This window comes from Bradyrhizobium sp. USDA 4532 (genome assembly GCF_024171315.1).
Taxonomy (GTDB): Bacteria; Pseudomonadota; Alphaproteobacteria; order Rhizobiales; family Xanthobacteraceae; genus Bradyrhizobium; species Bradyrhizobium australafricanum.
In genome coordinates this window covers 549,655-572,825 of the sequence record NZ_JALJZN010000001.1, presented here as the reverse complement: position 1 = coordinate 572,825, position 23,171 = coordinate 549,655, and the positions used below count along the sequence as shown (strand labels likewise).

Annotated in this window: 23 protein-coding genes; 12 read left to right on the top strand and 11 right to left on the bottom strand. The window is 64.7% G+C overall.

Annotated features, from left to right (window positions below; genetic code table 11):
* Nucleotides 1–218: 218 nt before the first annotated feature.
* From J2R76_RS02685 to J2R76_RS02665, 5 genes are all read left to right on the top strand, one after another.
* Complete coding sequence (locus J2R76_RS02685) at nucleotides 219–1,739, top strand: M81 family metallopeptidase (RefSeq protein ID WP_076830171.1); 1,521 nt, start codon at nucleotides 219–221, stop codon at nucleotides 1,737–1,739.
* 6 nt (nucleotides 1,740–1,745) lie between these two features.
* Nucleotides 1,746–2,918 carry a M20 aminoacylase family protein gene (locus J2R76_RS02680; RefSeq protein WP_076830174.1) on the top strand — a complete coding sequence of 391 codons (1,173 nt, stop codon included), beginning with the start codon at nucleotides 1,746–1,748 and terminating at the stop codon, nucleotides 2,916–2,918.
* A complete protein-coding gene (locus tag J2R76_RS02675) occupies nucleotides 2,911–4,329 on the top strand; it encodes an amidase (protein ID WP_076830177.1) in 1,419 nt (472 codons plus the stop codon). Before J2R76_RS02680 ends, J2R76_RS02675 begins: the two co-directional genes overlap by 8 nt.
* A gap of 141 nt (nucleotides 4,330–4,470) precedes the next feature.
* Nucleotides 4,471–5,361, top strand: a complete 891-nt coding sequence (locus J2R76_RS02670) for a crotonase/enoyl-CoA hydratase family protein (RefSeq protein ID WP_076830179.1) — start codon at nucleotides 4,471–4,473, stop codon at nucleotides 5,359–5,361.
* Nucleotides 5,358–6,044: an alpha/beta fold hydrolase gene (locus tag J2R76_RS02665; protein WP_076830182.1), complete on the top strand. Its 687-nt coding sequence runs from the start codon at nucleotides 5,358–5,360 to the stop codon at nucleotides 6,042–6,044. Before J2R76_RS02670 ends, J2R76_RS02665 begins: the two co-directional genes overlap by 4 nt.
* Here the strand turns inward: J2R76_RS02665 and J2R76_RS02660 are convergent.
* The 4 genes from J2R76_RS02660 to J2R76_RS02645 all read right to left on the bottom strand — a co-directional run bounded on the left by J2R76_RS02660 (nucleotide 6,041) and on the right by J2R76_RS02645 (nucleotide 9,534).
* A complete protein-coding gene (locus J2R76_RS02660; protein WP_076830185.1) occupies nucleotides 6,041–6,967 on the bottom strand; it encodes a ketopantoate reductase family protein in 927 nt (308 codons plus the stop codon). The two genes, J2R76_RS02665 and J2R76_RS02660, sit on opposite strands and share 4 nt — an antisense overlap.
* Before the next feature lie 175 nt (nucleotides 6,968–7,142).
* Nucleotides 7,143–8,120, bottom strand: a complete 978-nt coding sequence (locus J2R76_RS02655; protein ID WP_076830187.1) for an NADPH:quinone oxidoreductase family protein — start codon at nucleotides 8,118–8,120, stop codon at nucleotides 7,143–7,145.
* Entirely contained in the window at nucleotides 8,120–8,731 is a 612-nt protein-coding gene (locus J2R76_RS02650) for a 2-hydroxychromene-2-carboxylate isomerase (RefSeq protein ID WP_076830190.1), read from the bottom strand. Before J2R76_RS02650 ends, J2R76_RS02655 begins: the two co-directional genes overlap by 1 nt.
* A 98-nt stretch (nucleotides 8,732–8,829) precedes the next feature.
* Nucleotides 8,830–9,534, bottom strand: a complete 705-nt coding sequence (locus J2R76_RS02645) for a glutathione binding-like protein (protein ID WP_076830192.1) — start codon at nucleotides 9,532–9,534, stop codon at nucleotides 8,830–8,832.
* Between the two features lie 99 nt (nucleotides 9,535–9,633).
* Here J2R76_RS02645 and J2R76_RS02640 point away from each other — a divergent pair, with 99 nt between their 5' ends.
* Nucleotides 9,634–10,656 (top strand): methionine synthase, encoded by a 1,023-nt coding sequence (locus J2R76_RS02640; protein WP_076830195.1) that lies wholly within the window; start codon nucleotides 9,634–9,636, stop codon nucleotides 10,654–10,656.
* A gap of 16 nt (nucleotides 10,657–10,672) precedes the next feature.
* Here J2R76_RS02640 and J2R76_RS02635 read toward each other — a convergent pair whose 3' ends face one another.
* The 3 genes from J2R76_RS02635 to J2R76_RS02625 all read right to left on the bottom strand — a co-directional run bounded on the left by J2R76_RS02635 (nucleotide 10,673) and on the right by J2R76_RS02625 (nucleotide 12,736).
* Nucleotides 10,673–11,296, bottom strand: coding sequence for a hypothetical protein (locus J2R76_RS02635; protein ID WP_076830198.1), 624 nt, complete (start codon nucleotides 11,294–11,296; stop codon nucleotides 10,673–10,675).
* Nucleotides 11,297–11,449: 153 nt separating this feature from the next.
* A complete protein-coding gene (gene gpt / locus J2R76_RS02630; protein ID WP_076830201.1) occupies nucleotides 11,450–11,977 on the bottom strand; it encodes a xanthine phosphoribosyltransferase in 528 nt (175 codons plus the stop codon).
* A 6-nt stretch (nucleotides 11,978–11,983) separates the two neighbouring features.
* Complete coding sequence (locus J2R76_RS02625) at nucleotides 11,984–12,736, bottom strand: molybdopterin-binding protein (RefSeq protein ID WP_076830204.1); 753 nt, start codon at nucleotides 12,734–12,736, stop codon at nucleotides 11,984–11,986.
* 225 nt (nucleotides 12,737–12,961) lie between these two features.
* On the opposite strand from J2R76_RS02625, the gene J2R76_RS02620 reads away from it, so the two are divergent.
* The 4 genes from J2R76_RS02620 (at nucleotide 12,962) to J2R76_RS02605 (ending at nucleotide 16,977) form a co-directional block, all read left to right on the top strand.
* Nucleotides 12,962–14,380, top strand: coding sequence for a circularly permuted type 2 ATP-grasp protein (locus tag J2R76_RS02620; RefSeq protein ID WP_076830254.1), 1,419 nt, complete (start codon nucleotides 12,962–12,964; stop codon nucleotides 14,378–14,380).
* Nucleotides 14,381–14,388: 8 nt separating this feature from the next.
* Nucleotides 14,389–15,333, top strand: coding sequence for an alpha-E domain-containing protein (locus tag J2R76_RS02615; RefSeq protein ID WP_016846373.1), 945 nt, complete (start codon nucleotides 14,389–14,391; stop codon nucleotides 15,331–15,333).
* Nucleotides 15,334–15,524: 191 nt separating this feature from the next.
* On the top strand, nucleotides 15,525–16,367 hold the full coding sequence (locus tag J2R76_RS02610) for a transglutaminase family protein (protein ID WP_057019096.1): 843 nt from the start codon (nucleotides 15,525–15,527) through the stop codon (nucleotides 16,365–16,367).
* A gap of 184 nt (nucleotides 16,368–16,551) precedes the next feature.
* Nucleotides 16,552–16,977 carry a carboxymuconolactone decarboxylase family protein gene (locus J2R76_RS02605; RefSeq protein ID WP_076830207.1) on the top strand — a complete coding sequence of 142 codons (426 nt, stop codon included), beginning with the start codon at nucleotides 16,552–16,554 and terminating at the stop codon, nucleotides 16,975–16,977.
* A 30-nt stretch (nucleotides 16,978–17,007) separates the two neighbouring features.
* On the opposite strand, the gene J2R76_RS02600 is transcribed toward J2R76_RS02605, so the two are convergent.
* Genes J2R76_RS02600 through pdhA form a run of 3 tightly spaced genes read right to left on the bottom strand, consistent with a single transcriptional unit; the run spans nucleotide 17,008 to nucleotide 20,145 of the window.
* On the bottom strand, nucleotides 17,008–18,105 hold the full coding sequence (locus J2R76_RS02600) for a dihydrolipoamide acetyltransferase family protein (protein WP_076830210.1): 1,098 nt from the start codon (nucleotides 18,103–18,105) through the stop codon (nucleotides 17,008–17,010).
* 20 nt (nucleotides 18,106–18,125) lie between these two features.
* Nucleotides 18,126–19,106, bottom strand: coding sequence for an alpha-ketoacid dehydrogenase subunit beta (locus J2R76_RS02595; RefSeq protein ID WP_057019116.1), 981 nt, complete (start codon nucleotides 19,104–19,106; stop codon nucleotides 18,126–18,128).
* Entirely contained in the window at nucleotides 19,099–20,145 is a 1,047-nt protein-coding gene (pdhA, locus tag J2R76_RS02590) for a pyruvate dehydrogenase (acetyl-transferring) E1 component subunit alpha (RefSeq protein WP_083715114.1), read from the bottom strand. Before pdhA ends, J2R76_RS02595 begins: the two co-directional genes overlap by 8 nt.
* A gap of 221 nt (nucleotides 20,146–20,366) precedes the next feature.
* Here pdhA and J2R76_RS02585 point away from each other — a divergent pair, with 221 nt between their 5' ends.
* Nucleotides 20,367–20,585, top strand: coding sequence for a hypothetical protein (locus tag J2R76_RS02585; protein ID WP_057019099.1), 219 nt, complete (start codon nucleotides 20,367–20,369; stop codon nucleotides 20,583–20,585).
* A 352-nt stretch (nucleotides 20,586–20,937) separates the two neighbouring features.
* Nucleotides 20,938–21,231 (top strand): GYD domain-containing protein, encoded by a 294-nt coding sequence (locus J2R76_RS02580; RefSeq protein WP_026192964.1) that lies wholly within the window; start codon nucleotides 20,938–20,940, stop codon nucleotides 21,229–21,231.
* Between the two features lie 188 nt (nucleotides 21,232–21,419).
* Here the strand turns inward: J2R76_RS02580 and J2R76_RS02575 are convergent, their stop codons facing one another.
* Entirely contained in the window at nucleotides 21,420–23,030 is a 1,611-nt protein-coding gene (locus J2R76_RS02575) for an ABC transporter substrate-binding protein (protein WP_076830213.1), read from the bottom strand.
* Nucleotides 23,031–23,171 lie beyond the last annotated feature (141 nt).

Genomic DNA, 23,171 nt, shown 5'->3' with positions numbered 1-23,171 from the left:
TTAGCCTCAAGCCTTTCCGCCCACAGGGCATGCAAATCCGCTGGTGCTCCCCGGCTTGCGCTGGGCGCGACGACACGCTTAACGTCGCGCGCTAGAGCGTGGCCCTGAAGGTGGACGCCGGTCTTCCCCGGAGATCACGCTCCAACCAACGAGATGAGATCATGACGCGCGTCGTTATGATCGCATCATGATCGAAGAAACGTATCGAGACCGACTTGATGACCCGCATTGCCGTTGGCGGCTTCCTGCACGAGACCAATACCTTCGCACCGACGAAGGCAACCTATGACGATTTCGTGCATGGCGGCGGCTGGCCGTCGATGACGCATGGCGCCGACGTGCTCAAGGTCATGCGCAAGATCAATGTCGGCCTCGCCGGCTTTGTCGAGGCGGCGGAAGCCAATGGCTGGGAGCTGGTGCCGACGATCTTCGCCGCGGCGAGCCCGTCGGCGCATGTCAGCAAGGATGCGTTCGAGCGGATCGTGACGGAAATGGTCGACGGCATCGCCGCGGCCGGACCGATCGATGCCGTCTATCTCGACCTGCACGGCGCCATGGTCACCGAGCATTATGACGACGGCGAAGGCGAAACGCTGGCCCGCGTGCGCAAGGCGATCGGCAACGAGCTGCCGCTGGTGGCGAGCCTCGATCTGCATGCGAATGTCTCGCCAAAGATGATCGAGCATGCCGATGCGCTGATTGCCTACCGCACCTATCCGCATGTCGACATGGCCGAAACCGGCCGCGCCTGCGCCCGGCATCTGGCGCTGATGCTCAAGTCCAGGCAGCGCTTCGCAAAGGCATTCCGGCAACTGCCGTTCCTGATCCCGATCAGCTGGCAATGCACCAACGACCAGCCGACCAAGGGCATCTATCAGAAGCTCGCCGCCCTCGAGAGCGACGCGGTGCCGACGCTGTCGTTTGCGCCGGGCTTCCCGGCCGCCGATTTCAGGGATTGCGGGCCGAGCGTATTCGCTTACGGCCGGACCCAGGCCGATGCGGATGCCGCCGCCGACAAGGTCGTCGCCCTGGTCGAGAGCCATGAGGATGATTTCGACGGCCGGATCTATTCGCCCGACGAAGGCGTGCGGCTGGCGATGGAACTGGCGAAATCGGCCAGCAAGCCGATTATCATCGCCGACACCCAGGACAATCCCGGCGCCGGCGGCGATTCCGACACCACCGGCATGCTGCGCGCACTGGTGCGCAACAGGGCGAGTGCCGCAACCGGCGTGATCTACGACCCGCAATCCGCGAAGGCCGCGCACACCGCCGGTGTCGGCGCATCAGTCACGCTCGAGCTCGGTGGCAAGTCCGGCATTCCCGGCGACGCGCCATACCGGGAGACTTTTGTCGTCGAGCAGCTCTCGGATGGAAAATTCGTGGCTCCCGGTCCCTATTTCGGCGGCCGCGACATGGACATGGGCCCCTCGGCCTGCCTGCGGGTCGGCAACGTGCGCGTCGTGGTCGGCTCCTACAAGGCCCAGCTTGCCGACCAGGCGATGTACCGCTATGTCGGCATCGAGCCGACGGCACAGAAGATTTTGGTCAACAAGAGCTCGGTGCATTTCCGCGCCGATTTCGAGCCGATCGCCGAGAAGCTCTTGATCTGCGCCGCCCCCGGCGCGATGCCCGCCGATACCGCCACGCTGCCGTGGAAACATTTGCGTCCCGGCATTCGTATCAAGCCGAACGGCCCTACTTTCACACCCACCTCCCCATCACGCACAAACGGATAGAGAGCCATGCCGACCATTGAGCGCATCGACAGTTTTGCCGACGAACTCACCGCCATCAGACGGGATCTGCATGCGCATCCCGAGATCGGCTTCGAGGAGGTCCGCACCTCGGGCATCGTCGCCGACAAGCTGACGAGCTGGGGCATCGAGGTGCATCGCGGCCTCGGCGGCACCGGCGTGGTCGGTGTGCTCAAGGGCAAGGGCAACAGCACCAAGAAGATCGGCCTGCGCGCCGACATGGACGCGCTGCCGATGGAGGAGAACACCAATCTGAAGTGGCGTTCGACCATCCCCGGCCGCTTCCACGGCTGCGGCCATGACGGCCACACCACGATGCTGCTCGGCTCGGCGCGCTATCTCGCCGAGACCCGCAATTTCGACGGCACCGTGCATTTCATCTTCCAGCCGGCCGAGGAAGGCCTCGGCGGCGCGCGCGCCATGATCAAGGACGGCCTGTTCAAGCAGTTCCCCTGCGACGAGGTCTATGGCCTGCACAACGCGCCGGACCTCAACCATGGCGAGATCGCGATCCTGCCGGGCCCGGCAATGGCCGCAGCCGACTTCTTCGACATCAGGATCCAGGGCTACGGCGCGCATGGCGCGATGCCGGAGCGTTCCAAGGACGCGGTCGTGATCGCAATGACGCTCGGACAGGCGTTGCAGTCGATCGTCAGCCGCAACGTCGATCCGCTGCAGGCTGCGGTGCTGTCGATCACGCAGATCCATTCCGGGTCGGCGTACAACGTCATTCCCGGCGAAGCCTGGATGTGCGGCACGGTGCGCTGCTTCTCCGACGAGATTCGTGAGCTGATCCGCAAGCGCATGCGCGAAATCTCCGCCGGCTTTGCGGCGGCATATGGCGCCGAAATCTCGGTCGAGATCCGCGACGGCTTCAGCGTGCTGGTGAATCAGGAAGAGCAGTCCCGCGTGGTCGAGGAAGTCGCGCGCACCGTCGTCGACCCGGCCAAGGTCATCACCCGCTCGACACCCAAGATGGGCAGCGAGGATTTCGCCGACATGATGCAGGCCATTCCCGGCGCGTATTTCTGGGTCGGCCATGACGGCTCCGTGCCCGTTCACAATCCCGGTTACGTTCTCGACGACAAGATCCTGCCGATCGGCGCCAGCATGTTCGCCCGCATCATCGAGAAACGCATGCCGGCAGGTGCGCATGCATAAGCCCAAAGGGGACGCCATCACGTCGCTGCACGATCTCTCCGCCGTCGACCTGCTCGCCGGCTATCGTGCCAAGCAGTTCTCGCCGTCCGAGGTGCTGGAGGAAATCATCTCCCAGGTCGCGACCTGGGAGCCGCACATCAAGGCGCTGTATTTGTACGACCCGGAAGGGGCGCGGAAGGTCGCCAGGACCTCGACCGAGCGCTGGCAGCAGGCCGAGCCGGCCGGCACGCTCGATGGCGTTCCCGCCACCATCAAGGACAATGTCGCGACCAAGGGGCAGCCGGTGCCGCTGGGCGCGGCGAGCGTCAAGCTGGCGCCCGCGGAGAAGGATGCACCGCCTGCGGCGCGGCTGCGCGAGGCCGGCTGCGTGATCTTCTCCAAGACCACGATGCCGGACTACGGCATGCTGTCGTCGGGCCTGTCCTCGTTCCATCCCCTGACCCGCAATCCCTGGGATGTCAGCAAGAACCCCGGCGGCTCGAGCGCCGGCGCGGGCGCGGCAGGCGCTGCCGGCTATGGTCCCTTGCATCTCGGCACCGATATCGGCGGCTCGGTGCGGCTGCCGGCCAACTGGTGCGGCCTCGTCGCATTGAAACCGAGCCTCGGCCGCGTGCCGATCGACCCGCCCTATGTCGGCCGCGTCGCCGGTCCGATGACCCGCACCGTCGACGACGCCGCGCTGATGATGAGCGTATTGTCGCGTCCCGATCGCCGCGACGGCATGAGCCTGCCGGCGCTCGAGGTGAACTGGAAGGCGCTGGAGAAGTCGCCGCGCAAGCTGCGCATCGGGCTGATGCTCGACGCCGGCTCCGGCCAGAAGGTCGAGAAGGAGGTTCGCGAGGTCGTCGTGAAGGCTGCGAAGGCGTTCGAATCCGCCGGCGCCGTCATCACCGAGATCGACGGCATCCTGACGCCCGAGATGCTCGAAGGGCTCGACAATTTCTGGCGCGCTAGGACCTGGGACGAGCTGTCGAAACTGTCGCAGGCCGACCGCGGCAAGACCCTGCCCTACATCCTCAACTGGGCAGAAGCCGGCGCAAAGCTCTCCGGCGTCGATGTGGTGCGCGGCTTCAACATGACGATGGCGATCCGCGCGGCCGCCGCGAAATTGTTCTGCGAGGTCGACTACGTGATCTCGCCAGTATCGCCGGTGGTGAACTTCCCGGCGGAGTTCGCCGCGCCGCTCAACGACCCGGCAAAGCCGTTCGAGCACATCTGCTTTACCGTGCCGTGGAATATGTCGGAGAACCCGGCGCTGTCGATCAACGCCGGCTACGACAAGAAGGGCTTTCCGATCGGCGTCCAGATCATCGGCCGCCGCTTCGACGACATCGGCGTGCTCGGCATGGGCAAGGCGTTCGAAGGCCTGCGCGGCCCGCAGAAGCCGTGGCCCGCGCCGCCGAAGAAGTAAAGCAGCGCCTCAACGCAAGTCAGGATGCGCGGAGCCAGGCCCGCGCATCCCTCTTCTTCACAACGGATGATTGCCGGGTTAACTGGATGGAGACGCGCGCCAGCGCCGTTCATTCAAGAAAACCGAGAGGAAATCATCCCCATGGCGTATGAGACGATCAAGTACGAGGTCGCCGAGCAGATCCTGACCATCACGCTGAACCGGCCCGACAAGCTCAACGCCTTCAACGCCACGATGCAGCAGGAGCTGATCGACGCGTTCGACAAAGCCGACAAGGACGACGACGTCAGGGCCATCATCGTGACCGGTGCGGGCCGCGGCTTCTGCGCCGGCGCCGATCTTTCCTCCGGCGCCAACACGTTCGACCGCGATGCGCGGCGCGGCCCGGTCAAGCGCAATGCCGACGGCAGCGTCGACTACAGCGATCCGCAGGTGCGTGACGGCGGCGGGCAAGTGACGCTGCGCATCTTCAAGTGCCTGAAGCCGGTGATCGCTGCCGTGAACGGCCCGGCGGTCGGCATCGGCGTCACCATGCAGCTTGCGATGGATATCCGCATCGCTTCCGACGCCGCGCGCTTCGGCTTTGTGTTCTCCCAGCGCGGCATCGTGCCGGAAGCCGCATCGAGCTGGTTCCTGCCGCGCATCGTCGGCATCTCGCAGGCGCTGGAATGGTGCTATTCCGGCCGCGTCTTCCCGGCGCAGGAAGCGCTTGCCGGGCGGCTCGTCAGCAAGTTGGTGCCGCCGGACGATCTGCTGCCGACCGCGCGTGCGCTCGCCAAGGAGTTCGCGGCCAAGACCGCGCCGGTGTCGGTGGCGCTGATCCGCCAGATGATGTGGCGCATGATGGGCGCCGACGATCCGATGGAGGCGCACAAGGTCGACAGCCGCGGCATCTATGCCCGCGGCCGCTCCGACGACGTCAAGGAAGGCGTGGTGTCGTTCCTGGAAAAGCGCCCCGCGCAGTTCAAGAATAAGGTGTCGTCGGACATGCCCGACTATTTCCCGTGGTGGCAAGAGCGCGACTATAAGTGAACGAACGGCGTCAAGCGGCGTTCACACTTGACGGCGTCGTCCTGCTGCACGGCATCAGCAGGACGGCGCGCTCGTTGCGCAGGATGGAGCTGGCACTGAAGGCTGCCGGCTTTGCCACCCTCAATCTCGACTATGACAGCCGGCGCAAGCCGCTCGACGCGCTGGCCGAGGACATCCATCCTTCGCTTGATCAATTCGCGGAGAGCCTCGACGGCTCCGTGAACTTCGTCTGCCATTCCATGGGCGGTCTTCTGGCGCGCGTCTATCTGGCAAGGCATCGCCCGGCGCGGCTCGGCCGCGTCGTGATGCTGGGCACACCGAACGGCGGCAGCGAGATCGCCGACCGCCTGAAGAACCTCGCGGCTTATCGCGCCTATTTCGGTCCGGCCGGCCAGCAGCTCGTCACCCGCCGCGATGCCGCGACCAGCGCGCTGCTGCCGCCGATCGACTATTCCGCCGGCATCATTGCCGGCAACCGTTCGGTCTATCCGATCACCTCCATGGCCCTGCCGCGACCGCATGACGGCCGGGTGTCGGTTACCAACACCAGGCTCGAGGGCATGGCCGATCACATCGTGATCCGCACCTCGCATCCCTGGCTGGTGCGCAACGCCGATGCGATCGCGCAGACCATCGCGTTCTTGCGAGAGGGGCAATTCAGCACAAATCGTCAGGTGGACTAGGCGTGGGCGTTACCCATCCTGTGCAGCTTGAGCATGGCATAGACCGCATTGTTGGCTGGCGTAGGAATGCCAAGCGGGCGGGCGAACTCCACCACCTTTCCGGCGAGCCAGTCGAGTTCGAGCCGGTTGCCGCGTTCGAGATCGTGCAGCATGGAAGCCTTGAAGGTGGGCGGCGAGGCTTCCGCGAATTTCATTCGGTCCTCGGCAAAATTCTCCGGAATGGGAACGCCTTTGGCACGGCCGACCGCCACCACCTCGCTCATCAGGCTGTAAAAGAACGCTCGCGTATCCGGGTCGGCCAGGATCGGCCCCAGCGGCTGGCGAGCCGTTGCGGTCGCGCCTGATAGTCCGACGAGGAATACAAATTTCTGCCAGCGCTCGCGGTCAATCCCGTCGGACACCGAGATGTCGATGCCGGCCGCTTGAGCGGCGTCGGCAAAGGCCTTGAGGCCGTCATCGGGCTTACCGTCGGTTCTGCCGCAGACCATGCGCGCGAACTGGCTCGTGTGGGTGACGACGCCAGGCGCGGACAGCACTGTAGCAATGTAGGCACTTCCGGCGACCACATTGTCGGCGCCGAGAATCGGGGCGATCCTCTCGGCGCTATCGACCCCGTTTTGCAGCGGGATCACCCGGGTGCGCGGTCCGACCAGGGGGAGAGACAACCTGGCTGCCGTCTCGCTGTCCCAAAGCTTGACCGCGAACAGCACGATATCGACCGGACCGACCATGGCAGGATCATCGGTCACGTTGGGTTCGGGCAAATGAAGATTGCCGAGCACACTCTCGACCTTGAGACCGTTCTTTCTGATCGCCTCGAGGTTGGAGCCGCGTGCGATAAAGAACACGTCGTGCCCTGCCGCGGCCATACGTGCTCCGAAATAACCGCCGAGGGCACCGGCCGCCATCACAGCGATACGCATGTCATATCCTCCCCCCTGCAACGACACTCAGCCGGCAGAGGATATCACCCGACGGACCTGGGTTCGATTCCTTGAACGCCGGGCCCATCGCGTCATTTGGCTGCACTGCAGAATTTGGTCTGCTATCGGTGCATGGCGGACGCTGGCAAGCCGCCTGCCCGACGGATCTATGGCTTCACGGCCTCGTCAGCAGCGCCACACGCCCGATCGCCTTGCGCTCGATCAACAGCCGCATCGCCTTCGCATAGTCTTCCAGCGGCAGCCGGTGCGAGATATTCGGCCGCACCCGGCCGGCCTCGGCCCATTCGCTCAGCGCCTTGAACCTGACCTCGCCGAGTGCGGGATCCTTGCGCACTGCCTCGCCGGCGCGAACGCCGAGCACGCTCGCGCCCTTGATCATCAACAGATTGGTGCGGGCGAGACCGATGCCGCCGGTGAAGCCGACGACGAGAATCCGTGCGCCCCAGTTGATGCAGCGCATCGAATTCTCGAACACCTCGCCGCCGACAGGATCGAACACGACATCCGCGCCGCGACCGTCGGTGAGGCGCTTGACCGCATCGCGGAACGGCTCGCGCGCATAGAGCACGAGATGGTCCGCGCCGCGCGCCTTGGCGATCGCAAGCTTGTCCTCGCTCGAAGCCGCGGCGATCACGGTGGCGCCGAGCAGCTTGCCGATCTCGACCGCGGCAAGTCCGACGCCGCCGCCGGCGCCATGCACCAGCAGCACCTCGCCCGGCTTGATCTGCCCGCGGTCGATCAGCGCATGATAGGCGGTGCCATGCGCGGCCAGGAAGGTCGCGCCTTCCGCGTAGTCGAAGGTCGACGGCACCGGCACGAGTTGCGACGGCGTTGCAACCGTCTCGTCGCAATAGGCGCCGAAGCGCATCTTGACGATCACCTTGTCGCCAACTGCGACACCGGCTGCGTCATTGACCTCGACGACATCGCCGGCGGCTTCCGAGCCCGGCGTGAACGGCAGCGGCGGCTTGAGCTGGTACTCGCCGGCGGCCATCAGGATGTCGGGAAAGTTGATCCCGGCGGCGCGGATCGCGACCCGCACCTGGCCCGGCTGCAAAGGCGCCGAGGTAAAGTTCTCGAGCTGCAAGCGCTCGGGCAGGCCCAGCTCGCGGCAAACGACGGCTTTCGGCATCAGGCGGCCCGCGCCTTGACGCGTGCCAGCGCCTCGCGGATCAACGGCAGGCGATCGTTGCCGAAATACATGTCGGTCTTGTCGAGATAGATCGTCGGCGAGCCGAAACCGCCGCGCGCCATCACCTCCTCGGTGTTGGCCTTGAGCTGATCCTTGATCGCCTGGTCGCCGATGCCGGCAAGGAATTGCGCCGGATCGATCCCGAGTTTAGTGCAGATCTCGGTCAGCACCGCATCCTGCGAGATGTCCTTGTCGTCACCCCAATAGGCCTCGAACACCGCGCGTGCGAACGGCACCATCTTCTCGTTGCCGAGAAGGATGCAGCCGCGCATCGCCTTGACGCTGTTCACCGGGAATACGGTCGGCGGCATCTTGATCGCAAGGCCGGCCGAGCGCGCCCAGTCGGCGAGATCCTTCTTCATGTAGCGCGCCTTCAGCGGCACCGGCTTCTCGCGCTGCGCATAGACCGACGGGTTGACGGTGTTGAAGATGCCGCCGACCAGGATCGGCCGCCAGGTGATCGGAGCGTCGAACTCCTTCGCGATCGGCTGGATGTTGTGCCAGGCGAGATAGGTCCACGGGCTGGAGCAGTCGAAGAAGAATTCGATCATGGCGTTTCCTTTGTCTTTTCCACATTCATTCTCGTCATTCCGGGATGCACCGCAAGGCGCAGAGCTTGCGACTGTGTCGCGCTGCGGAATAACGGGCATCATTTCTTCTCGACCAATTCCTTCGCACGCTGGCCGAACATGTTCTTGCGTGATTCCTCGTCAAACGGCTCCTTGACGAACTTTCCGATCGCAAGCCCCGCCTGCACCTGCGGCCGGGCGCGCACGGTGGCGTACCAGCGCTTGATGTTCGGAAAATCGTCGAGGGTGAAGCCCTGCGCCTTGTGGGTCATGGTCCAGGGGAAGCAGGCGATGTCGGCGATCGAATAGTCGTCGCCTGCGATATAGGCGCCGGTCCTGCCGAGCTGGCGGTCGAGCACGCCATAGAGCCGCGCCGTCTCGTCGCGGTAGCGCTCGATCGCGTAGGGAATCTTCTCGGCCGCATAGAGCGCGAAATGGCCGTGCTGGCCGAGCATCGGCCCGAGGCCGCCCATCTGCCACATCACCCATTGGATGACGTTCGACCGCGCACGCAACTCCCGCGACAGGAAACGGCCGGTCTTGTCGGCGAGATAGATCAGGATCGCGCCGGTCTCGAACACCGAGAACGGCCCGCCGCCGTCGGCCGGTTGATGGTCGACGATCGCGGGGATCCGGTTGTTCGGGCTGATCGCCAGGAATTCGGGCCGAAACTGCTCGCCGGCGCGGATGTTCACCGGGATCACCTTGTAGGGCAGCCCCAGTTCCTCCAGCATGATCGAGATCTTCCAGCCGTTCGGCGTCGGCGCGTAGTGCAGATCGATCATCGGCGTTCTATTCCCCATCACAAAGACTTTTGTTGTTCTGTACCTCCACCTTAGGACATGGCACACAGGCCCTCAATCAGAACCCAACGGGAGGCACCCATGCTGTTTCCAACCACGATCGCTGGCTCGCTGCCGAAGCCGGAATGGCTGGCGGAGCCGAACATGCTGTGGGCACCCTGGAAGTCGGAGGGCACCGAGCTCGCCCGCGCCAAGCGCGATGCCACGGTGCTTGCGGTCAAGCTGCAGGAAGATGCCGGCGTCGACATCGTCACCGAGGGCGAGCAGGCGCGCCAGCATTTCGTGCACGGCTTCCTGGAGCGGATCGAGGGCATCGATTTCGCCCACAAGGTCGAGATGGGTATCCGCAAGGACCGCTATAAGGCGATGGTGCCGCAGGTGGTCGCACCGCTGCAGCTCAAGGGACGCGTCCACGAGAGCGAGGCCCGTGCGGCCCGCGCGCACACCAGGAACCGGCTGAAATTCACCATGCCCGGCCCGATGACGATCATCGATACCATCGCCGACAAATATTACGGCGACCGCGTGAAGATGGCCTTCGCTTTCGCCGAGCTTTTGAATCAGGAGGCGAAGGCGTTGCAGGCCGACGGCGTCGACATGATCCAGTTCGACGAGCCCGCCTTCAACGTCTACATGGACCAAGTGCGCGACTGGGGCATCAAGGCGCTGGAGCGCGCCGCCGAAGGTCTGACCTGCGCCACCGCCGTGCACATCTGCTATGGCTACGGCATCAAGGCCAACACCGACTGGAAGCAGACGCTTGGCGGCGAGTGGCGGCAATACGAGGAGACGTTTCCCGTCATCGACAAGAGCACGATCCAGCAGGTCGCGATCGAATGCCGCAACTCGAAGGTGCCGATCGAACTGCTGGCGGCACTCCCCGGCAAGATCGTGCAGGCCGGCGTGATCGACGTCGCCAGCGACGAGATCGAAACCGCGGAGGACGTCGTCAAGGCGATCGAGGCGGTCGCGAAGCACGTGCCGAAGGGCAACATCATCGCGACCACCAATTGCGGCATGGCGCCGATGCGGCGGGACATCGCGGAAGCCAAGCTGATCGCGCTGGGCGCCGGTACCAAGCTGGCGCGGCAGCGGCTGGCGTAAGGATGACGCCGGCCAATCAACCCAGAACGGCCATCGCGCTCGGATGCAACACCGGCCGGTAGCCGGCCTGGAAGGCGCGCAACGTCGATGGCGGCGTCAGCAGCATGGCCGGCTCGGGTACGTCGGCCCGGCTGTAACCGGCGAACGACCAGCGCAACGTGGCGCCGTCGGCGACGAGGTAGCTCTCCCCGCTCGCCTGCACCATCGTCCCGTCGGGCAAGTCGCGCAATCGCATCGGCAGCGGATGCAGCCGCTTCTTGCCGCGGTCGAGCCGCTCGGCGTGCAGCACCGCATCCATCGCCTTGGCGCTGAGATCGCTTACGCCGTTGCCCTGCTCCCAGCAGCTGCGAAACTGCTTGGCATCGTCACGGCGGCAGTAGAAGCAGGGCCGGTGTCCGGCCGCGAACGCGGTGGCCTCATCGAGGAAGAACAGCTCGGTCCAGCTCTGCCGGCTCATCACCTCGCGCCGCCGTCCCCTGAACTCGCAGACGCAGGTGAGCCACGCCGGGCTCGACCAGCGCTTGTTCAGCAGCGTGCGCGTCGCCGGATCGTGGATGATGCCGCGATTGCCGGTGAAGGTGCCGCGATGGTCCGTCGCGACGATGTCGCCGGTGGGCGTGACGCGGTTTTGCAGGGGCATGTTTCTTACTTCCCCCTCGCCCCGCTCTTGCGGGGAGAGGGTTGGGGTGAGGGGCTTGTCCGCAAAGATAGTGAGAGATGAACTCGCGGTGACTCCCCCTCACCCGATCGCTCCGCGATCGACCTCTCGCCGCAAGCGGGGCGAGGTGACTCCTCACGCCGCCCCGTCGCGGATCGGCGGCTGGAACGACAGCGCGGTATCCCAGGGAAAGTAGATCCAGGTGTCCTGCGACACCTCGGTGATGTAGGTGTCGACCAGCGGCCGGCCCTTCGGCTTGGCGTACACGGTCGCGAAATGCGCATCGGGCAGCAATTGGCGCACCAGCCTGCCGGTCTTGCCGGTATCGACGAGGTCGTCGACGATCAAGAGCCCCTTGCCGGTGCCGCCGCCGAGCTTGGCAGTCTGCTCCGAAATGCCCTTGAGCACTTTCAGGTCGCCCTGCTTGTCGTGGTCGTAGCTGGCGACGCAGACGGTATCGATCACCCGCAAGCCGAGCTCGCGCGCCACGATCGCCGCGGGCACCAGCCCGCCGCGGGTGATCGCGATCACCGCTTGGAACGGGCCGACCTCATTGAGCCGCCAGGTCAGCGCCCGGCAGTCCCGATGGAATTGATCCCACGAGACCGGAAACGGCCTGCCGGCTCGCTCCTGTACACTCGGTTCGGAATTTCGTTCAGCCATATCGTCTCAACCCGCCGGCTTCTTCTGCGCGGCCTGCACTTGCTTCAGCATCTCCTTCACCGCGATCATCGCCGCGGCGAGCTTTTCCGGATCGCGCGAGCGGACCACGAGATTGGTGTTCGGCTTCTGGTTCTCGTCCTGGAACGGATAGCTGCCGATGATGGTGTCGGGATTGGCTTCCGCGATCGCCCGCAGCGGGCCGCCGATGTCGCCTTCCCGCGCATCGGCCCTGACCGAATCCGACAGCATCCGCACGCCGGACTTCAGGGTCGGCGCCACGATGTCCATCATCGCCTGCATGATGCTGGGGATGCCGGCCATCACGATGACATTGCCGAGCTTGAAGCCCGGCGCCAGGATGGTCGCGCTCTGGATCAGCTCGGCGCCGTCGGGCACCCGGGCCATCCGCAGCCGCGCCTCGTTGAGGTCCTGCTCGCTCCAGCGCTCCCTGAACCGCGCCACCACCTCGGGGTGATGATGGATATCGACCCCGAACGCCTTCGCCACGCTGTCAGCGGTGATGTCGTCATGGGTCGGCCCGATGCCGCCGGTGGTGAACACGTAGGTGTACCTATGCCGCAGCGCATCAAGGGCAGAGACGATGTCGGCCTCGTCATCGGCGACGACGCGGACCTCCTTCAGGTCGATGCCGATGTTGGTCAGGTATTCGGCGATGAAGCCGATGTTCTTGTCCTTGGTCCGGCCGGACAGGATCTCGTCGCCGATCACCAATATCCCCGCCGTGACGATCTCGCTCATGGTCTCATTCCCTAACTTGATCCCCTGACATTGCCGATCCAATGCCTTGATGTCACGGGGTTTTGCCGCCGAATTAAGCAGACCTCAGCCGGTTTTTCGGGCAGGCCTTCCACCTCACCCATAGCAAATGCCGCAAGCCAATGCATATCGCGCTGGCCCGCCCCTTGCTACCATCCCATCAAGTCATGCACTGTGTCACAGGGCTTGGGAGGGCAGTCGGGCTATATGGCAGTCGCGTTCGACGAGATGAATGGCCTCGGCGAGGATCTCCGCCCGGCCTACCAGGAGCTCTCCCGCTGGCTCAAAGAGACGCCGCCGGATGCGCTCGAATATCGACGCCAGGAAGCGGAGCTGCTGTTCCGCCGGATCGGCATCACCTTCGCGGTCTATGGCGATGCCGAGGCCCAGGAGCGGCTGATCCCGTTCGACGTCATCCCCCGCATCATGTCGGCGACCGAGTGGACGCTGCTGGAGAAGGGCCTCAAGCAGCGCGTGCTCGCGCTCAACATGTTCTTGAAAGACATCTATCACGGCCGCGACATCCTGCGCGCCAACGTCATCCCCGAGGACCTGATCTTCCAGAACCCGGTGTTCCGGCCGGAGATGAACGGCCAGGACGTGCCGCACGACATCTACGTCCACATCGCCGGCATCGACATCATCCGCACCGATCCCGACAATTTCATCGTGCTGGAGGACAATGCGCGCACGCCATCCGGCGTGTCCTACATGCTGGAAAACCGCGAGATCATGATGCGGTTGTTTCCGGACCTGTTCGCGCGGCACCGCGTCGCGCCGGTGGACCGTTATCCGGACGAGCTGCTGTCGGCGCTGCGGTCGGTGGCGCCGCACAGCGCCTCCGCCGAGCCGACAGTCGCGCTGATGACGCCCGGCGTCTACAACTCGGCCTATTACGAGCACTCCTTCCTCGCCGACAAGCTCGGCATCGAACTGGTCGAGGGGCGCGACCTCATCGTCAAGAACGACGAGGTGTTCATGCGCACCACCGAGGGGCTGAAGCGGGTCGACGTGATCTATCGCCGCGTCGACGACGATTTCCTCGATCCCCTCACCTTCCGGCCGGACTCCGCGCTCGGCGTCCCCGGACTGATGTCGGCCTACGCCGCCGGCAACATCACGCTCGCCAATGCGGTCGGCACCGGCATCGCCGACGACAAGGCGATCTATTCCTACATGCCGGACATCGTAAAATTCTATCTCAGCGAGGAGCCGATCCTGAAGAACGTGCAGACCTGGCGCTGCCGCGAACCGCAGGATCTGTCCTACGTGCTCGACAACCTCACCGACCTCGTCGTCAAGGAGGTGCACGGCTCGGGCGGCTACGGCATGCTGATCGGCCCCGCCGCAACCAAGGCGACGATCGAGGCATTCCGCGACAAGCTCAAGCGCGAGCCAGAAGGCTTCATCGCCCAGCCGACGCTGGCGCTGTCGACCTGCCCGACCTGCACCGACAAGGGGCTGGCGCCGCGTCATGTCGACCTCCGCCCGTTCGTGCTGACCGGCTCCAGCCACACCACCATCGTGCCCGGCGGGCTGACCCGCGTCGCGCTAAAGGAAGGCTCGCTCGTCGTCAATTCGAGCCAGGGCGGCGGCACCAAAGACACCTGGATACTGAGTGAGTAGTTGAAAGCATGCTGTCGCGCACCGCCGAAAACCTGTTCTGGCTGGCCCGTTATGTCGAACGCGCCGAATATCTGGCGCGCACCATCGATGCGACGTTGCGCGTCACCGCGCTGCCCGCGGCCTATGTCGGCAAGACCAATGAGTGGGATTCCGCACTGCTCACCGCCGGCGTCGGCGCAAGCTTCTACGATCACTATGAGGAAGCCGACGAGCGGAACGTCATCGAGTATCTCTCCTTCTCGTCGGAAAATCCGTCCTCGATCAAGAACTGCATCGAGGCGGCGCGGCTCAATTCACGCTCGGTACGGACAGCGCTGACGTCGGAGATGTGGGACACCATCAATTCGGCGTGGATCGAGCTGCAGGCGGTCTGGAACAAGGGTCCCGCCAACCGCGAGGAGCTCGCCAAATTCCTGCGCTTCGTACAGGAGACCTCGCTGCGCTTCGACGGCTCGGCCTACCGCACCATGTTGCGCAACGACGCCTACTGGTTCTCGCGGCTCGGGGTCCATCTCGAGCGCGCCGACAATACCGCGCGGATTCTCGACGTGAAGTATCACATGCTGTTACCCGAGGAGGAGCATGTCGGCGGCCCGCTGGATTACTACCAGTGGACCTCGATTCTGCGCTCGGTGTCGGCAACGACCGCCTATCACTGGGTCTACCGGGAAACCCTGAAGCCCTGGCTGATCGCCGACCTGTTGATCCTCAACGATACGCTGCCGCGCTCGCTTGCGAGCTGCTACAGCAACCTCGTGCGCAACCTCGACCAGATCGGCGTCGCCTATGGCCGCCAGGGCGCCTCGCAACGCCATGCCCGCGGCATCAGGAACCGGCTCGAGCACAGCAACATGGACGATATCTTCCAGCACGGCGTGCACGAATTCATCCAGGAGTTCATCGCGGACAACTCACGGCTGGGTGAGATCATCACCAAGCAGTACCTGATCTAACCGATACGGCCGAAAAACGCTCAAATTGTCGTCATGGCGGGGCCAAAAGCGCGAAGCGCGTCTTCGCATGGGTGTCCCGGCCATCGACATCTTGCTTTCGCGGCCGATTAGGAAGAAAGACGTGGGTGCCCGGGAAGGGTCCGGGCATGACAGTCCTGCCCTGAAAAAACCGATTGAACACCGGTTGAGCCATGCGCCTGCGGATAGCCCACACCACCACCTATCGTTACGAGCCGGCGGCCTCGGGCGTGATCCAGATTCTGCGGATGACGCCCGGCAGCCATGACGGCCAGTATGTCGCGGATTGGCAGATCGACGTCTCGACCGATTCCCGGCTCGACACCCATGAGGACGCTTTCGGCAACGTCACCCATGTGCTGACGCACGGCTCGATCGCCGACCTCACGATCCATTGCGAGGGCCTGATCGAGACCCAGGATACCGGCGGCGTGCTGCGCGGCAGCGACGAGCGGTTTCCGCCGAGCCTGTTCCTGCGTCCCACACCGCTGACCGACCTCAACCCGGCAATGACGGCCGTCGTGCGCGAGCTGCGCGCCGACGCCGGCGCCGACGTGCTCGGTTTCCTGCACGCGCTGATGGTGCAGATCTACGAGCACATGACCTTCGACGAGGACCCGACCAACAGCGCCACCTCGGCCGCCGAGGCGTTCGCGCTGAAGCGCGGCGTCTGCCAGGACTACGCGCACATCCTGATCGCCTGCGCGCGCGCCGGCGGCGTTCCGGCGCGATTCGTCTCCGGCCACTTCCTGCGCTCCGACGGCATGGTCAACCAGCAGGCCGGCCACGCCTGGGCCGAGGCCTTCGTGCCCGATCTCGGCTGGATCGGCTTCGACGCCGCCAACGGCATCTGCACCACCGACGCCCATGCCCGCGTCGCGATCGGGCTCGACTATCTCGGCGCCGCCCCGGTCCGCGGCACCCGCTATGGCGGCGGCAACGAGACGCTGACGGTCGCGGTCAAGGTCGACCAGGCCGGCCGTCCCGGCCAGTGGCAGAGCCAGACGCAGTCGTAGGGCCGATCCCTCTCCGCGTCCGTCATTGCGAGCCAACGGGTCGCGCGAACGCGCGCCAGAGGACAGGCTCCGCGAAGCAATCCATCTGATCGCTTGCGGAGGCATGGATTGCTTCGCCGCTTCGCTCCTCATGACGGCAGGGGTGCTATGATCGCTGCTTCAAACCAAACCAGCGGGACAAGCCATGGCCACCGTAAAACTGCTTTCCGACGACGAGCTCTCGGCGGAGGCACGCGCCGTCTTCGACGACATCCGCAAGACGCGGAACTCGGACTTCGTCAACAATTTCTGGCGCGCGCTGGCGCATGATCCGAAGACCCTGCGGCGGACCTGGGAGAGCATCAAGGAGGTGATGGCACCCGGCGCGCTCGACCCGAAGGTCAAGGAGATGCTCTACGTCGCCGTCTCGGTGGCCCACGGCTGCAGCTATTGCATTCACTCGCACACCGCGAGCGCCCGCGCCAAGGGCATGACCGACGCCGAATATCAGGAAATGCTGGCAATCGTCGGCATGGCCGCCGAGACCAACCGGCTGGTCACGGCGCTTGGCGTGCCGGTCGACGAGGCCTTCCTCGTCGATGCACCTGCGGGACGAAGCCAGGAGCCGTGACGCTCCTGCCTGTCCCGCGGATGAGTGATGTCACGAAATGCGCTCAACGTCGGATTTGAGGACAACCAGGAAACGGGCAGCTTCGCCGCCCGTCACCACCCGATGATCGAAGGTCAGCGATAGCGGCAGCGTGCGTCGGACCGCAACCTGCCCGCGAAGCGCGACCACGCGCTCCGAAATCCGCCCGGCGCCGACGATCGCCGTCTGTGGCGGCACGATGATGAGATTAGCAAACCGGCCTCCGATCATGCCGAAGTTCGACAACGTGATCGTCGCACCGCGCAGTTCCCCCGGGGGTATCGCGCGCGCGATTGCGTCGGCTCGCAGACGGTCGAGTCCGGCCCGCAGGTCCGATACGCTCCGCTCCGCGACATTGCGCAGCACGGGGACGATCAGGCCGCCGCCGGTGTCGACAGCGATGCCGAGATCGATGCGCTCGATCAGGCGCCGTTCTCCCGTACCGGAATGATACCAGGCATTGAGCGCGGGCTCTGCCTTGCAGGCAGCGGCGATCGCCCGCGCCAGGCGGATTGTCACGTCCTCGCCCTGCCGCCAATCGTCGATGTCGGCTTCATCGGTGACCGTCGCGGGGACGATTTCCGCATGCGCTGCCGTCATGCGTTGGGCCATCGCGCGGCGCAAGCCGCGCAGCGGCTCGGCGGGTCCGCTGTGAGACATCCGCTTCGCCGCCCTCTCGACATCGGCCCGCGTGATGGTGCCGCCGGGCCCGGTCGCCTCGACGAGATCGAGCGCGACGTCAAGCTTGCGCGCAAGGGCGCGCACTGCCGGAAACACTTGGGCTCCCTGCCCGCTGGGCGGCGAGGCAGTTGCTGGCGCCGGCCGTTGCTCGCCGGTGTCGAGTTCGCCCACAATCGTGCCGGTGTCCTGCCCGGCGTCCTCGGCAAACTCGACGAGCGGCGCGCCGACCTTCACGATATCGCCCTTGGCACCGAACAGGCGCGCGATGCGTCCGCTCGACGGCGCCGGTATCTCGACCACCGCCTTGTCGGTCTCGACCGAAACGAGCGGCTGATCGGTCACGACGTGATCGCCCTCGTTGACGTACCAGGTGACGATCTCGGCTTCTTCAAGACCTTCACCAAGGTCCGGCAACGTGAACTGGCGCATGGCACAAGGTCCGTCGGTGTTCAGTTGTACTGTTGCGCCTTTCGGGCTGCGGTCACGATGCGTCCGACCGACGGCATGTAGCGTTGCTCGAGGCGGGCCATCGGAATGATCGTGTCGTAGCCGGTGACGCGGGTCACGGGTGCGAGCAGCGAGGACAGTCCGCGCTCGGCGATCATGGCCGCGATCTCCGCCCCAAATCCGCCGGTGTGCGCGGCCTCGTGCACGATGACGCAGCGCCCGGTCTTTGTGACCGACCTGAGCACGGTGTTTTCATCGTAGGGCTTGAGCGTGGCGAGGTCGATAACCTCGGCAGCGATGCCCTCGTCGGCGAGCGCGTCCGCTGCGGCCATCGTTTCCTTCAGCATCGCACCCCAGCTGATCAGCGTGACGTCGCGACCTTCCCTCTCGACAAAGGCGCGATCCATCGGCAAGGCTTCGCCGTTGTCCTCGACCTCGCCTTTCACGGCGCGGTACAACCGCGTCGGCTCCAGGAACACCACCGGATCGGGATCGCGGATCGCGGCGAGGAGAAGTCCATAGGCGCGCTCCGGCGACGAAGGCACCACGACACGCAAGCCCGGAATGTGGGCCAGCATCGCCTCGGTGCTTTCGGAATGATGCTCGGGCGCGCGAATGCCGGCACCATGCGGCGTCCGCAGGACCATCGGACAAGTGAGCCGTCCCTGGGTACGGTTGCGCAGCCGTGATGCGTGGTTCACCAGCTGATCGAGACAGGGATAAATAAATCCCATGAACTGGATTTCGCCCACGGGCTTCAGTCCCTGCGCGGCCATGCCGACGCAAAGCCCGCTGATCAGGAGTTCGGCAAGCGGCGTATCGAGGACGCGCTCCGGACCGAAGCGCTCCTGCAAGCCGACGGTCGCGCGGAAGACGCCGCCATTGACGCCGACATCCTCGCCGAGCACGACCACATCGGGATCATCCGCCATCGCGCGGCCGAGCGCCAGATTGATGGCTTCGACCAACGTGAGTTCAGGCATCGTCCTCTCCTGCAAGTTCGCGACGCTGCGCGGCATACGCCTCGGGCAGATCGGCATAAAGGTTGTCGAACATGGTTTCTGCTCGGCGTGGCGGCGTCTTCAGATAGCGCTCCACCGCCGCCTCGATGCGCTCATGGCACTCGGCGGCAAGCCGCTCCTCATCCGCCTTGGTCCACATCTTCTGACCCACAAGATAGGACCGGAGGCGCGCGATCGGCTCTTCCTTCCAATGCGCCTGGACTTCTTCGGCCGAACGATAGCGCAATGCATCATCTGACGTCGTGTGATCGCCGAGCCGATAGGTGACCGCTTCGATGAAGTGAGGGCCCTTGCCGTCGCGGGCAGTGGCAATGGCCTCCTCGGCCGCGGCACGCATCGCCACCACGTCACTCCCGTCCACCTGCTCGCCGCTGAACCCGGCGCCGATGGCCTTCTGCGCCAGCGTCTCGGAACCCGTCTGCAGACGCAACGGCACCGATATGGCCCATTGATTGTTGGTGGCGACGAACACGAGCGGCAATTTGTGAACGCCGGCGAAATTCATGGCCTCGTAGACATCGCCTTTCGAGGTGGCGCCGTCGCCGAACATGCAGACGGCCACGCGCGGCTCCTTGCGCAACTTCAGGGCGTAGGCAACGCCGGCGGCATGCGGCGCCTGTGATCCGACGGGAACGCAGAACGGGAAATCGTGCACCGGACCGGAGAATTGATTGCCGCGTTCATCGCCGCCCCAGAACAGCAGGATCTCCTCCAGCGCGACGCCACGCCAGAGCAACGCGCCGTTGTCGCGATAGGAGGGCAACAGAACGTCATCCTCCCGCATCGCACTCGCAATCCCGACCGACACCGCCTCCTGGCCGAGCGAAATGGCATAGGTTCCCAGCCGACCGGTGCGCTGCAATGCAACAGCCTTTCGGTCGAACAGACGCAAGAGCACCATCGACCGGTAAAGTTCGACCAGCAGCTTGGCATCGGTGGCGAAGGCAGGAAGCGGCCGCTCTGTCGAGCCGTCGGGCGCGAGGTAATTGCGGCGGCGCACCTCAAAGCGCGCAATGACGGGGAGCTCTTCGTTTGCTCTTTTGCTGGCCACGCGCTCATTCCTGGAGCGGTTCTGCCTCCCACATTCAGTTATTTGGTGTTAGGGCCGCGACGATGCAATACCGTAGCAGCATCGCTCTTGGCGCACGCGTCAGCGGCCGGGTCGTAAGGATCGATCGACAGGATCCGTGGAACAGCGCCGCGACTGCGGTATAAGAGAGCATGGCAAATGGTCAGGTTGTCCTCGTAACAACTGCGCCGTTGGACGGCGGCCCGCCTGTTCGCTCGGTCTTCTTCGTGGCTGAAGGAGACGCGGCAAAGGCCACGGCCATTATTGCGGACATGATGGCCCCGAATGAAACGGTCGAAGCGTGGGGGCCGCTTCCCGAAGCAGCTGTCAAGGCGCTCGGGTTGAAACCCGGTGACTACACCCACAGCTGACTTGCATCGGATAGCTGCCCGGCGCGCGAAGGTCTGCGGCCGCATCCTTGCGCAGAGGGTGTGATCTTGACGCGGCGCCCTCGCTTACGCGAGGCCACCGCGGTCCCGATCACAACGCGGGGAGCCCTCTTTCTCGAGCAAGGGACATGGCGTAATCTGCAGCGAGCTGCCCTTAGACGGGACGGGCCGACGTCGCCGTTTGAAGGAACGGGCAGCGGTCAGGCCGTCGGCAGGCATCGCAGTCTGAAAGCAGCGCCTGCCTTATGTGGCGCTCCCTCAACTTCAACATGAAACAGGTTGGCCTGCCGCGCGCGCGGCAGACAAGGGCAGTGCTTAACCCTTGGAGGACGACATGGCGACATTCATATTGAGGATCGACTGGACCGACCAGGGAATTCGTAATGTCAAGGAAGCTCCCAAGCGCAGCCGAGCGGCGAAAGAACTCGCCAAGACGCTAGGTGTCGAAATCAAGGAGGTCTATCTCACCTCCGGCGAGCATGACATCCTTCTCCTCGCCGAAGCACCGCTCGGCGACAACATCACAAAACTCGCGCTTGCCCTCAGCTCTCTGGGAAACATACGGACTTGCACCTCACGGGCCTGGCCCGAGGCGGAGTGGACCAAGCTGATATCCGAGCTCCCGTAGCTACGTCGGATATCCCGATGGATCTCGACGCGGCCTGACTGACGGGCGCCGTCGCAGACTTGCCCCGGCGATCGGCGCGGGAGTGCGCGCATGCGCAGGACCAGCCGCGGCTTTGGTCGTGTGAATAAATAAGGATACGAAGGGCACGAGGGCGACGGCGCACGTCGTCGCCGGCGAGGCACCACGCGTTACTTATCCAGCCAGACATCCTCGAAGCGCAGATTGTTGTACTGGCTGTTGTCGTGCGGATGGAAATTCCTCACATAGGGCTGCCAGCAATTGCCGGCCGATGAGTGCAGGATGACCGGCCGCGCGGCATCGTCGACCAGCAGGTGCTCGATGTCGAACACGATCTTGCGGCGCTTGTCCCTGTCGACCTCGCGCGACTGCGCCGCCAGCAGCTTGTCGACTTCGGCGTTGCAATACTGGGTGTAGTTGCGCTCGGAGTTGCAGGAATAGTTCTCCACCAGATTGCCGTCGGGATCGTCGACGCTGACGCCGGTGACATTGAGGCCGATGGTGTAGTCCTTGCGCTGCAGCCGCGAGTACCAGCGCGGCGTGTCCAGAATGTCGAGCTCGGCCGTGATATAGATCTTCTTGAGCTGGTCGGCGAGGATCACCGCCGGGTCGCGATAGGTCGGCAGATTGCGGGTCTGGATCTTGATCGACAGCGGCTTGGCGTCGCTGTAGCCGAGCTTCTGCATGATCGCCTGCGCCTCGGCGAGGTTCTTCCCGGTATCGGGACCGTATCCCATCAGCGTCGACAGGATCTCCGGCGGCATGCCCCACTCGCCTTCGGGCTTGGCCTGCATCGCGCCGCCGAGCCTCCCGCTGCCTTCGAACAGGATGCTGTTGAAGGCCTTGCGATCCAGCGCCAGCGACATCGCCTTGCGGATATCCGGATTGTCGAACGGCGGATTGACGCGGTTGACCAGAAGATTGATCTGCAGATTGGTCGACGTCATCTCGCAGATCGCGTTCGGCGCCCGCGCCTTGACGTCCTTCATCAGGGGAATGCTGACGTCGGACGGAAAGGTGATGTCGTAGTCGCCGGTCGCGAACGCCAGCATGCGGGTGGCGCGGCTATCGATCGAGCGCACCGTGATCTCGTCGAGATACGGCCGGTCCTTCTTGAAGTAATCGGGGTTACGGACCAGACGGATAGAGTCGCCGCGCCGGAACTCGACGAGCTTGAACGGCCCGGTGCCGACCGGCTTGGTGCGCATCACCTGCTGCGGCACGTGGCAGGGATAGACAACCGAGAAGGCGCTGGCGAGCAGCGCCAAGAGACCTGGCTGCGGCTCGGTCAGCTCGAACGTCGCCTCGTCGTCGCCATTGACGCTGACATCCCTGAGCTTCGAGTACCAGACCTTGCGCGGGTTGCGCTTGAAGTCCGGTGTTTTGACGTCTTGGGTCTCGCTCTTGCCGATCAGCATCCGCCAGGTGCACTGCACGTCCTTGGCCGTGAACGGCTGGCCGTCATGCCACTTCACGCCGTGCCGCAGCTTGAAGGTAAGCTTTGTGTTGGTCTGGTCCCACGACCAGCTCTCGGCGAGATCGGGGATCACGGTGTCGATGCTTTCGTGCACCTTGGCCGGATCGAACACCACGAGGTTGTTGAAGACGGCCGCGAACGGCATCACCGAGGCGATGGTGGATTCCTCGAGCAGCGAGGTCGAGGGCGGGTTGTCGTTGTGATAGAGCCGCAGGGTGCCGCCCTTCTTCTGCGCCGATGCAGGGCTCGCGGCCAGCGCCGCGATACCCAATGCCACAATGCACGCGGCCAGTTTGAACGACATTCCCGCCTCCCGAAATTTCTTGTTGTCGTCGGTTGCAGGCAGTCGAGCACAACACCCCGCCCCTCGCAACGACGCAAGGCGAAGATCATTGCCGGCTGCGCGCCACGCAGAGCGAGACCGGAATGCTCGCGACCTCGATGG